The sequence below is a fragment of the Paenibacillus sp. FSL R10-2782 genome (genome assembly GCF_038592985.1).
Classification (GTDB): domain Bacteria; phylum Bacillota; class Bacilli; order Paenibacillales; family Paenibacillaceae; genus Paenibacillus; species Paenibacillus terrae_C.
Map to the genome: position 1 here is coordinate 115,001 of NZ_CP151951.1, position 11,540 is coordinate 126,540.

At 47.0% G+C, this 11,540-nt stretch carries 9 protein-coding genes, 1 tRNA gene and 2 rRNA genes; all 12 read left to right on the forward strand.

Features of this window, described 5'->3' with window-relative positions; all coding sequences use genetic code 11:
- Positions 1 to 324 precede the first annotated feature (324 nt).
- A 23S ribosomal RNA gene (locus NST83_RS00430) occupies positions 325 to 3,254 on the forward strand.
- A 152-nt stretch (positions 3,255 to 3,406) separates the two neighbouring features.
- Positions 3,407 to 3,523: ribosomal RNA gene (rrf, locus tag NST83_RS00435) — 5S ribosomal RNA — on the forward strand.
- A gap of 346 nt (positions 3,524 to 3,869) precedes the next feature.
- Positions 3,870 to 5,327: an IMP dehydrogenase gene (guaB, locus tag NST83_RS00440; RefSeq protein ID WP_014279078.1), complete on the forward strand. Its 1,458-nt coding sequence runs from the start codon at positions 3,870 to 3,872 to the stop codon at positions 5,325 to 5,327.
- A gap of 192 nt (positions 5,328 to 5,519) precedes the next feature.
- Entirely contained in the window at positions 5,520 to 5,912 is a 393-nt protein-coding gene (locus NST83_RS00445) for a hypothetical protein (RefSeq protein WP_342416179.1), read from the forward strand.
- A 212-nt stretch (positions 5,913 to 6,124) separates the two neighbouring features.
- Entirely contained in the window at positions 6,125 to 7,516 is a 1,392-nt protein-coding gene (locus NST83_RS00450; protein ID WP_342416180.1) for a D-alanyl-D-alanine carboxypeptidase family protein, read from the forward strand.
- 143 nt (positions 7,517 to 7,659) lie between these two features.
- Positions 7,660 to 8,541, forward strand: coding sequence for a pyridoxal 5'-phosphate synthase lyase subunit PdxS (gene pdxS / locus NST83_RS00455; RefSeq protein ID WP_014279080.1), 882 nt, complete (start codon positions 7,660 to 7,662; stop codon positions 8,539 to 8,541).
- A gap of 16 nt (positions 8,542 to 8,557) precedes the next feature.
- On the forward strand, positions 8,558 to 9,124 hold the full coding sequence (gene pdxT / locus NST83_RS00460; protein ID WP_342416181.1) for a pyridoxal 5'-phosphate synthase glutaminase subunit PdxT: 567 nt from the start codon (positions 8,558 to 8,560) through the stop codon (positions 9,122 to 9,124).
- A gap of 36 nt (positions 9,125 to 9,160) precedes the next feature.
- On the forward strand, positions 9,161 to 10,441 hold the full coding sequence (gene serS, locus NST83_RS00465; RefSeq protein ID WP_342416182.1) for a serine--tRNA ligase: 1,281 nt from the start codon (positions 9,161 to 9,163) through the stop codon (positions 10,439 to 10,441).
- A gap of 93 nt (positions 10,442 to 10,534) precedes the next feature.
- Positions 10,535 to 10,623, forward strand: a tRNA-Ser gene (locus tag NST83_RS00470).
- Positions 10,624 to 10,768: 145 nt separating this feature from the next.
- Positions 10,769 to 11,110 carry a hypothetical protein gene (locus NST83_RS00475; RefSeq protein ID WP_025683476.1) on the forward strand — a complete coding sequence of 114 codons (342 nt, stop codon included), beginning with the start codon at positions 10,769 to 10,771 and terminating at the stop codon, positions 11,108 to 11,110.
- 26 nt (positions 11,111 to 11,136) lie between these two features.
- Positions 11,137 to 11,307: a hypothetical protein gene (locus NST83_RS00480; RefSeq protein WP_170970755.1), complete on the forward strand. Its 171-nt coding sequence runs from the start codon at positions 11,137 to 11,139 to the stop codon at positions 11,305 to 11,307.
- A gap of 71 nt (positions 11,308 to 11,378) precedes the next feature.
- Positions 11,379 to 11,534, forward strand: a complete 156-nt coding sequence (locus tag NST83_RS00485; protein ID WP_137061028.1) for a small acid-soluble spore protein P — start codon at positions 11,379 to 11,381, stop codon at positions 11,532 to 11,534.
- The last annotated feature ends 6 nt before the right edge of the window (positions 11,535 to 11,540 follow it).

The window sequence follows — 11,540 nt, forward strand, 5'->3', positions numbered from 1 at the left end:
TCCTGCAACGGAAACATTCAAATATGAAGCGTAAGCTTCAAACACTTACTCACTCGTTGCTCAGTTTTGAGAGCTCAAACTCTCTAGCTTCGACGAATGTTTCATTCACACATCCGTGTGGAACCGAAATATTCATCGGGTTTCGCTTCTTTGAAGCGAATTGCACCTTGAAAACTGGATACCGAAACGAAATTGCGTTTTAGAATATTCCTTTACGCTGATCTTGTGTAAACAAGTGAAATAAAGGTAGCTGCCTTGAATTTCATTCACACATTCGTGTGGAACCGAAATTCAAAGCAAATCGCATTTACGAAGTAAATGCTAGGTTAAGCTACAAAGAGCACACGGAGGATGCCTAGGCGCCAGGAGCCGACGAAGGACGTGGCGAACAACGATAAAGCCTCGGGGAGCTGTAAGCAAGCTTTGATCCGGGGATGTCCGAATGGGGAAACCCGGCTGTCTTCATCGACAGTCACTTTCTGCTGAATACATAGGCAGAACAGAGGCATACCAGGGGAACTGAAACATCTAAGTACCCTGAGGAAGAGAAAACAATAGTGATTCCGTCAGTAGCGGCGAGCGAACGCGGATTAGCCCAAACCAAGGAGCTTGCTCCTTGGGGTTGTGGGACGTCTCACATGGAGTTACAAAGGAACCGGTTAGATGAAGAGGTCTGGAAAGGCCCGCCAGAGAAGGTAAAAGCCCTGTAGTTCAAAACCTGTTCCCTCCGAGACGGATCCCGAGTAGTGCGGGGCACGTGAAACCCCGTATGAATCCGGCAGGACCATCTGCCAAGGCTAAATACTCCCTGGCGACCGATAGTGAAGCAGTACCGTGAGGGAAAGGTGAAAAGCACCCCGGAAGGGGAGTGAAATAGATCCTGAAACCGTGTGCTTACAAGAAGTCAGAGCCCGATCTATGGGTGATGGCGTGCCTTTTGTAGAATGAACCGGCGAGTTACGTTCCCGTGCAAGGTTAAGGTGAAAAACTGTAGCCGTAGCGAAAGCGAGTCTGAATAGGGCGACTTGAGTACGTGGACGTAGACCCGAAACCGGGTGATCTACCCCTGTCCAGGGTGAAGGTGCGGTAACACGCACTGGAGGCCCGAACCCACGCATGTTGAAAAATGCGGGGATGAGGTGGGGGTAGCGGAGAAATTCCAATCGAACCCGGAGATAGCTGGTTCTCCCCGAAATAGCTTTAGGGCTAGCCTCGGAATAAGAGTCGTGGAGGTAGAGCACTGATTGGGTGCGGGGCCCGCAAGGGTTACCAAGCTCAGTCAAACTCCGAATGCCATAGACTTGGTTCCGGGAGTCAGACAGTGAGTGCTAAGATCCATTGTCGAAAGGGAAACAGCCCAGACCATCAGCTAAGGTCCCCAAGTGTGTGTTAAGTGGGAAAGGATGTGGAGTTGCACAGACAACCAGGATGTTGGCTTAGAAGCAGCCACCATTGAAAGAGTGCGTAATAGCTCACTGGTCGAGTGACTCTGCGCCGAAAATGTAACGGGGCTAAACACGCCACCGAAGCTATGGCTTGATACTTAGGTATCAGGGGTAGGGGAGCGTTGAATGCGGGTTGAAGGTGTACCGTAAGGAGCGCTGGACTGCATTCAAGTGAGAATGCCGGTATGAGTAACGAAAAGATCTGTGAGAATCAGATCCGCCGAAAGCCTAAGGGTTCCTGAGGAAGGTTCGTCCGCTCAGGGTAAGTCGGGACCTAAGGCGAGGCCGAAAGGCGTAGTCGAAGGACAACAGGTCGAAATTCCTGTACCACCGTAATCCGTTATGAGCGATGGGGTGACGCAGTAGGGTAGTGACGCGGACTGATGGATGTCCGTCTAAGCAGTGAGGCTGGTGTGTAGGCAAATCCGCACATCGTAAGGCTGGGCTGTGATGGGGAGCGAAAATTACAGTAGCGAAGGTCATGATCTCAGACTGCCAAGAAAAGCCTCTAGCCAGGAGAAGGTGCCCGTACCGCAAACCGACACAGGTAGGCGAGAAGAGAATTCTAAGGCGCGCGGAAGAACTCTCGTTAAGGAACTCGGCAAAATGACCCCGTAACTTCGGGAGAAGGGGTGCCTCGGTAGGGTGAATAGCCCGAGGGGGCCGCAGTGAAAAGGCCCAAGCGACTGTTTAGCAAAAACACAGGTCTGTGCGAAGCCGCAAGGCGAAGTATACGGGCTGACGCCTGCCCGGTGCTGGAAGGTTAAGGGGAGTGGTAAGTCCTTTTAGGGCGAAGCTATGAACCGAAGCCCCAGTAAACGGCGGCCGTAACTATAACGGTCCTAAGGTAGCGAAATTCCTTGTCAGGTAAATTCTGACCCGCACGAATGGCGTAACGACTTGGGCGCTGTCTCAACGAGAGATCCGGTGAAATTTTAATACCTGTGAAGATGCAGGTTACCCGCGACAAGACGGAAAGACCCCATGGAGCTTTACTGCAGCTTGATATTGAATTTGGGTACGATCTGTACAGGATAGGTGGGAGCCTGAGAGACTTGAGCGCCAGCTTGAGAGGAGGCATCCTTGGGATACCACCCTGATCGTATCTAGGTTCTAACTTGGTACCGTGATCCGGTACGAGGACAGTGTCAGGTGGGCAGTTTGACTGGGGCGGTCGCCTCCTAAAGAGTAACGGAGGCGCCCCAAGGTTCCCTCAGAATGGTTGGAAATCATTCGAAGAGTGCAAAGGCAGAAGGGAGCTTGACTGCGAGACCTACAAGTCGAGCAGGGACGAAAGTCGGGCTTAGTGATCCGGTGGTACCGCATGGAAGGGCCATCGCTCAACGGATAAAAGCTACCCTGGGGATAACAGGCTTATCTCCCCCAAGAGTCCACATCGACGGGGAGGTTTGGCACCTCGATGTCGGCTCATCGCATCCTGGGGCTGAAGTAGGTCCCAAGGGTTGGGCTGTTCGCCCATTAAAGCGGTACGCGAGCTGGGTTCAGAACGTCGTGAGACAGTTCGGTCCCTATCTGTCGTGGGCGTAGGAAATTTGAGAGGAGCTGTCCTTAGTACGAGAGGACCGGGATGGACGTACCGCTGGTGTACCAGTTGTTCCGCCAGGAGCACCGCTGGGTAGCTATGTACGGAAGGGATAAGCGCTGAAAGCATCTAAGCGTGAAGCCCCCCTCAAGATGAGATTTCCCAATTAGTAAGACCCCTTGAAGACGACGAGGTAGATAGGTTGGGGGTGGAAGTGCAGTAATGCATGGAGCTGACCAATACTAATCGGTCGAGGGCTTATCCTAAAGTATAGAACGCAATGGAGTTTCGGATCCAGTTTTCAGGGTGTAACACCTTGAAGGTATGTAGAGGATACATACAAATACGTTGGATTTCTATACACGCAGTAGCGTGGTACCAGAAATCTGCACGGAAGAATTTACGATGTAAATTCATGTTTGGTGGCGATAGCGGAGGGGTTCCACACGTACCCATCCCGAACACGACCGTTAAGCCCTCCAGCGCCGATGGTACTTGGACCGCAGGGTCCTGGGAGAGTAGGACGTCGCCAAGCAAAAGGAAGAAGGACTATAATCTCTTGGAGATTATGGTCCTTTTTTGTATATTGCGTTCCAGAACCTTATATGTAACCCCTAATCTGTCTTTTTCCAAGCGGGTTATTTTTTTATAAAAGGGTCGACTATTTCTCAGGAAACGCTTAATTATAAAGGATGTCCTCCCTGCGAGTACACTTGTTTGTACAGGGGAATACTAATAGTTATGGCTGTGAGGAAGGCTTGACACCCCTATACCGCTTTGCTAAGATTGCAATAATATATTTTCAGAGAGCCTTGATTTGTCCATGTTGGACAGACAACAAGACCAATACAGACTAAACAATTTGAAGGAGGATCATCTTGGTGTGGGAAGATAAATTTGGTAAGGAAGGCCTTACCTTTGACGATGTTTTGCTGGTACCTCGCAAGTCGGTGGTTCTGCCGAAAGAAGTAAGTGTAGCGACCCGTTTGAGTGATAACGTAAAGCTGAATATTCCTTTGATGAGTGCTGGTATGGATACTGTTACTGAGGCAGTTTTGGCAATCGCGATGGCTCGTGAAGGCGGTATCGGTATTATTCATAAAAATATGTCAATTGAACAGCAAGCAGTAGAGGTAGATAGAGTAAAACGTTCAGAGAGCGGTGTTATCACCAATCCATTTTCATTGACTCCAGATCACTTGGTATCCGATGCTGAAGCTGTTATGGGTAAATATCGTATTTCTGGCGTACCTGTTGTAAACGAGGAAAATAAGCTGGTGGGTATTATCACGAACCGCGATCTTCGTTTTATTCATGATTTTAATCTTAAAATTAGTGAAGTTATGACGAAGGAAAAGCTGGTAACTGCACCTGTAGGTACGACTTTGCAGGAAGCGGAAGGCATTTTGCAAAAGCATAAAATTGAAAAGCTTCCTTTGGTCGATGATGGAAATTACCTCAAAGGCCTTATCACTATTAAAGATATTGAAAAGGCTATTCAATTTCCAAACGCAGCGAAAGATGCACAAGGGCGTCTTCTGGTCGGTGCGGCTGTAGGTATTTCTAAAGATACGTTTGATCGGACTGAAGCACTCGTAAATGCAGGTGTGGATCTGATTGTTGTCGATTCTGCTCATGGTCATCATATTAACATCATTGAGGCGGTTCGCAAATTGCGTGATGCTTATCCTGATTTGACGATTGTAGCAGGTAATGTAGCTACTGGTGACGGAACGCGTGAACTGATTGAAGCCGGAGCTTCGGTTGTAAAAGTCGGCATTGGTCCAGGCTCTATCTGTACAACGCGCGTGATCGCCGGGATCGGTGTTCCGCAAGTAACAGCTATTTATGATTGTGCGACAGTAGCACGGGAATATAATATTCCGATTATTGCAGACGGTGGCATTAAATATTCCGGTGAAATTACGAAGGCCATTGCGGCGGGAGCTTCTGCGGTAATGCTGGGTAGTCTTTTTGCTGGTACGGAAGAAAGTCCAGGCGAATCCGAGATCTATCAAGGCCGTCGCTTTAAAGTATATCGTGGTATGGGTTCCATGGCTGCGATGAAGCAAGGAAGTAAGGATCGTTATTTCCAAGATGATGATAAGAAATTGGTACCGGAAGGCATTGAAGGACGTGTCGCTTATAAAGGGCCACTTTCCGATACAGTACATCAGCTGTTGGGCGGTCTTCGTTCCGGTATGGGATATTGCGGTACTGCTAATATCGAAGAGCTTCGTAATGATACGAGCTTTATCCGTATTACGGGTGCAGGCCTACGTGAAAGCCATCCGCATGATGTGCAAATTACGAAAGAAGCGCCAAACTATTCATTATAAAGTTCGACTGTAGCAGACTTGAAGACAGGCAGGGCGTATTTCGCTCTGCCTGTCTTTTTACAGATTAACATCATGGAATTTATAAGTAAAAAAAATATTCGAGAGTAAAATGTTTATTTATTACATGTATTGTGTTATATTGGATATGTGGAAGTGGTAAATTACTATTTTTTTGAGAGGATGGAAATATTAATGAAAAAGAAGTTTGCTTTTACTAGCCTTATTACTTTTCTTATTGCTATGTTAGTTGCTGTACCTGTTTTTGCCGCTACAGGTTCTACAAGTTTTAACTTAGTAGCCGGTGGAAAGCAAAGCTTGAAGCAAGCATTACAGGTAAATAGTAGTGGCAGTGTAACTGTTTCCGTTAATGGTTTGTCAAATGGCTCGACAATTAGAGTAGTAGTTTACAATATAATTTCTGGAAATGAGCTTAGTGCTACATTTACTCAAAACAATCAATCTCGAACATTTACAAATTTGAGAACTGGTGAATACAATATACGTATTGAAAATATTGATTCTTCACCTGTTAGTGGTTCTATTGGGTTTAATTGGACTGGTAGTTGGGGTAAATGGATTGAATAAAGCATGTGACCTTTTAGGGCTGAATGTTAATATGGAAGGACAGATAGGGCTTTACCCTATCTGTCCTTTTTTTGCGTATAACCCTGTGATAGAATAGATAAGAATTGTTTTAGTAGTTGAGGGGCTTATATCTATAAGTGGACCGATATTAAAATAATAGATTTTGCAAAATTTATTTAAGTCAGTGCAATTTAGAGAGGGGTCCATATTCATTGAAAATTAACAGAAGCCAAAACAAATATAAAAAAAGTCAGGTATTTAAAAAAAGTGTAACTGCTATAATACTGTTAAATATGATGTACATGTCGGCATTGCCGGTTGTGGGCAATTTCGATTCGAGCGTGGCTACCTTTGCCGCTGGAGCGACAACACAGGCAACCAATATTACGGGGACAGGTTCTATTAATCCCCCTAGTCTGGCACTACGTTCCGCCATTTTGATCGAGCCTTCCACTGGGCAGGTATTGCTGTCTATGAATCCAGATGAGCCGCTTCCACCAGCCAGTATGACTAAAATGATGACAGAATACATCGTGGCTGAACAGGTTAAGCAAGGTAAACTCAAGTGGACGGATAAGGTTACGGTTCAAGAGAATGCTGCCAAGAGCATCGGATCACGTATTTTTCTGGCTCAAGGTGATCAACATACGGTAGAAGAACTGTATATTGCCATGGCGGTAGGCTCTGCTAATGATGCAACAGTAGCTCTAGCCGAGCGTGTATCTGGAACCGAGCAGGACTTTGTAAAATTGATGAATGAAACAGCTCAGAAAATGGGCATGAAAAATACGTATTTTATCAACTCAACTGGTTTGGATCGTAAGGATATGCCTACAGGGTTTCAACCAGACACAGACCGGGAAACTGTGATGACAGCGAGAGACGCGGCTACTCTGGCTGGTTACATCATTAAGGACCATCCGGATTATACACGGTTTACCACAATTCAATCTTACAAATTCCGTCCGACCGACAAAGCGCCAATTATTAACTATAATTGGATGCTAGAAGAAAATAAAAATATTACTAACTTTAGAAAGTTTGCTTATCCTGGCTTAGACGGAATGAAGACAGGCCATACCAATAATGCAGGAAATTGTTTTACAGGAACAGCCGAACGCAACGGAATGCGTCTCATTAGTGTAGTTATGGGGGCTGACTCGGATGCGCACCGTTTTACAGAGACTGCTAAAGTATTAAACTATGGCTTTGATAATTTTGAAGTGAAGCAGGTAGTGGCTCCAAAGACAGTGGTTAAAGGTGTAGAGAATGTGCCTGTCACCAAGGGAACTGAAACAGGAGTACCTGTTGTGACTAAGGATGCGGTAAGCTTTGTCGTACCTAAAGGCGCAGCCAACCCTAAAGTGACGTTTTCAACGAACATTACACCGGAAAGCTCACTTGTAGCGCCTTTGAAGCAAGGGGCAAAAGTCGGAACGATTAGCTATACGTATAAAACGGATGGTGTGGAAAAAGGTCAGGTGAAAACCGTTGATCTGGTAACTACGACGGCTGTAGAAGAGGCTGGCTGGTTCCGTATGCTTTTCCGGGCAATTGGTAACTTCTTCGGTGATTTGTTCCAGGGCATTAAAAACCTGTTCTAATCGTCTGATTACTAGACCGACAGAGCCGAGGATTCATTGCTCTGCCTTACGTATTTTGCTGATTGAAATGATTGTGTATTTGGCGTCTGTACGGTAAAATATTAAGTTAGAATCTAAACGTAACCCTTACAGGAGGAAACGAGATGGAAACGGGAACTTCACGTGTAAAAAGAGGTATGGCAGAGATGCAAAAAGGCGGCGTAATCATGGATGTCATGAACGCTGAACAGGCTAAAATTGCAGAGGCGGCAGGAGCTACAGCAGTAATGGCTCTTGAACGGGTGCCTTCAGATATCCGTGCGGCTGGCGGGGTTGCCCGTATGGCTGACCCAACGATTGTGGAAGAGGTCATGAAGGTGGTCTCTATTCCCGTTATGGCTAAGGCTCGTATCGGCCATTTTGTGGAGGCGAAGGTGCTGGAATCTCTGGGTGTTGACTATCTTGACGAGAGCGAAGTGCTGACGCCTGCGGATGAAGTTTTCCATATCGACAAGCGGGAGTTTACCGTTCCATTCGTTTGCGGAGCCAAGGATCTGGGAGAAGCACTGCGCCGTATCGGCGAAGGGGCCTCTATGATTCGTACAAAGGGTGAGCCTGGAACCGGGAATATTGTCGAAGCTGTTCGTCATATGCGTTTTATTAACGGCCAAATTCGCAAGGTGCAAAACCTGTCGAAGGACGAGCTGTATGCAGAAGCGAAAAACCTTGGCGTTGCTTACGAATTGCTGCTGGAAGTGCATGAGCACGGCAAGCTGCCAGTGGTTAACTTTGCAGCGGGCGGCGTAGCAACACCTGCCGATGCGGCATTGATGATGCATTTGGGCGCTGATGGTGTATTCGTTGGTTCCGGTATTTTCAAATCCGATAGCCCTGAGAAATTTGCACGTGCCATCGTGGAAGCGACTACTCATTATACGGACTACAAGCTGATTGCAGAAGTGTCCAAGAATCTGGGTGCTCCAATGAAGGGTATCGAAATTTCCAAGCTGGCACCGCATGAACGCATGCAGGATCGTGGTTGGTAAGAAGGAAGGGACAGGCATGAAAATAGGGGTTCTGTCGCTGCAAGGCGCTGTGGCTGAGCATATACGAAGCGTTGAACGTGCGGGTGCAGAAGGTGTGGCGGTGAAGAAGATCGAGCAGCTCGATGAGCTGTCCGGTCTTATCATTCCCGGCGGTGAAAGCACGACGATTGGCAAGCTGATGCGCAAGTATGACTTTATTGATGCCATACGCCAGTTTTCCGATCAAGGCAAGCCTATCTTCGGCACTTGTGCGGGATTGATCGTGCTGGCCAAAACGGTTCAAGGACAGGAAGAGGCGCATCTGGGACTGATGGATATTACGGTGTCACGTAATGCTTTTGGTCGCCAGCGGGAAAGCTTTGAAACAGACTTGGACATTAAAGGGATTGAGGAACCGGTTCGTGCTGTGTTTATACGCGCGCCATTAATACAGTCTGTTGGAATGGGAGTAGACGTGCTGTCTGAGTATAACGGCGAGATCGTGGCGGCCCGTCAGGGTCATTTGCTGGCTTCATCCTTCCATCCGGAATTAACGGACGATTACCGATTACATCAGTATTTTGTGGATATGGTCCGCGAATAGCGGAAAGTCAGGTTTGTAGTGTAGGAGGGATTACCTGTGTTAGATATAAAGATTTTACGTAATGAGCTTGGTCGGGTTGAAACAGCTTTGCAAAATAGAGGAAAATCTCTGGATCTGATAAATGGCTTTACGGATTTGGATGTGAGTCGTCGTGAGCTGCTCCAGGAAAGTGAAGCGCTCAAAAATCGCCGAAATGTTGTATCCGGTGAAGTAGCCAAGTTGAAGAAGAATAAAGAAAATGCGGATGACCTTATTGCTGAAATGCGTCAGGTTTCCGACCGTATTAAAGAATTGGATGAGCAAGTGCGCGAGCTGGAGGTCCAGATCGACGAGCTGGTAATGTCCATTCCGAATATCCCCAATGAGTCAGTGCCTGTAGGTGCTTCGGAGGAGGATAATGTAGAGATTCGTCGCTGGTCCGAGCCACGCGAGTTTTCTTTTACGCCAAAAGCACATTGGGAGCTGGCACAGGAGCTGGACATTCTCGATTTTGAGGCGGCAGCAAAGGTGACGGGTTCCCGTTTTACGTTCTACAAAGGACTGGGGGCACGCCTGGAGCGTGCGCTGATTAACTTTATGATGGATCTGCATAGCAGTGAGCATGGTTATGAGGAAATGCTGCCTCCATACATTGTGAATCGGGATAGCCTGTATGGCACGGGACAGCTTCCGAAGTTTGAAGAGGATTTGTTCAAGCTGCGCGATACCGAGTATTATCTTATTCCTACGGCTGAAGTTCCGGTAACGAACTATCACCGCGAAGAGATTATGAACGCGGATCAGCTTCCAAAAAATTATGTGGCATACAGCTCTTGCTTCCGCTCTGAGGCAGGATCGGCAGGACGGGATACACGTGGTTTGATCCGTCAGCATCAATTCAATAAGGTAGAGATGCTCAAGCTGGTTCACCCAGATACCTCCTATGAGGAACTGGAGAAAATGACGAATAATGCAGAGCGTGTTTTGCAACTGCTTGGACTTCCATATCGTGTGCTGGCACTTTGCACCGGGGATATGGGCTTCACGTCTGCCAAAACGTATGATCTGGAAGTGTGGCTACCTGAAAGTGGCATGTACCGTGAGATTTCTTCTTGTTCCAATACAGAGGACTTCCAGGCGCGTCGTGCTAACATCAGGTTTCGGCCGGAGCCAAAAGCAAAGCCTGAATTTGTACATACACTGAACGGTTCAGGATTGGCTGTAGGACGCACAGTGGCTGCTATCTTGGAGAATTATCAGCAGGAGGACGGAAGCGTTGTAATCCCAGAAGTGCTGCGTTCATACATGCGAGGCGCTGAAGTTATCGCTCCCCAATAGTAACCATTGCATTCGTTTAAAGTCTGTGGTAAAATAATTTTGTTGCGCCTGAGATTATTTTAAATGGGAAGCAACTTTATCCAATTACCACCTGGAGAGGTACCGAAGCGGTCATAACGGGGCGGTCTTGAAAACCGTTAGAGTGCAAGCTCACATGGGTTCGAATCCCATCCTCTCCGCCATTATAATAAATGAGCCAAGCCATTCGAATACGATAGCTGATTCATTAGCCTTTATGTGCTGATGTTTAGAGATCGTAAAGGATGGCTTTTTTGTTGTATAAAAATCCTGTTTTTTTCACACGTTATCAGATGTGGAGGTGCTGGCATGAATCGAGAAATGACAGTAGATCAGCAAAAGCTGGTAGAGGCCTGGCAGGAACAACTGCCGAGACTTTTAAATTCAGGAGATAAATCACAGGTACAAGCAGATGAAGCAGACAACCGAACTATACGAATCCATATTGAGGTAGAGGGCCGACAAATGTACTCCTTTGATTTTGCATGTACTTATGTAGATTCTAGAGAAGTACAGGTTAGCTTGGTCGATGTAGAACGGGACGGACAGTCTGTGGATGAACGAACAGATATCATTCAGCAACTGGTGTCCGATTACACTCGACATATTCACCAGTGTGCTCAGACGTTACAGTCATTGACACATTCGTAGTCATGAAGGAATGAGGGGGAAGCTACATGACAAAAGCCAAAAATGGACTGGATAAAAACCTGTCTAACATTGTGGATGATTTGGAGCAGCGTCCGGTTAACAGTCATCAGGCACAGCAAGTGCAGCAGGATCGTAATGACCGCCGTCATCAGGATGCACTTAACCATGATAAAACAGAAGACCTGCACCATCAATAGTCCTACTTTAAATGGTAATAAACGGATTTACTAAGGTATTTAAATATAGTCTGAGAACGGAGGATGCATAAATGAGCAAGCCTAAAGCCATTCCTGTTCCCGAGGCACAGGACGCCGGTGAAGGAAACGAAAAGCGTGAGCGCAATCATCAACAGGAGCCACTATCTGGTTCCAAAAAGGTGAAGCAGCGGAATCATGTAGACCATCACAACAGAGAAGGATCATAAGCAGTT

Bases quoted from the DNA above. Each gene is read 5' to 3' on its own strand.
- NST83_RS00485 (WP_137061028.1), top strand. From the start codon at position 11,379: ATGAGCAAGCCTAAAGCCATTCCTGTTCCCGAGGCACAGGACGCCGGT.
- NST83_RS00445 (WP_342416179.1), top strand. From the start codon at position 5,520: ATGAAAAAGAAGTTTGCTTTTACTAGCCTTATTACTTTTCTTATTGCT.
- pdxS (WP_014279080.1), top strand. From the start codon at position 7,660: ATGGAAACGGGAACTTCACGTGTAAAAAGAGGTATGGCAGAGATGCAA.
- pdxT (WP_342416181.1), top strand. From the start codon at position 8,558: ATGAAAATAGGGGTTCTGTCGCTGCAAGGCGCTGTGGCTGAGCATATA.
- NST83_RS00480 (WP_170970755.1), top strand. From the start codon at position 11,137: ATGACAAAAGCCAAAAATGGACTGGATAAAAACCTGTCTAACATTGTG.
- NST83_RS00475 (WP_025683476.1), top strand. From the start codon at position 10,769: ATGAATCGAGAAATGACAGTAGATCAGCAAAAGCTGGTAGAGGCCTGG.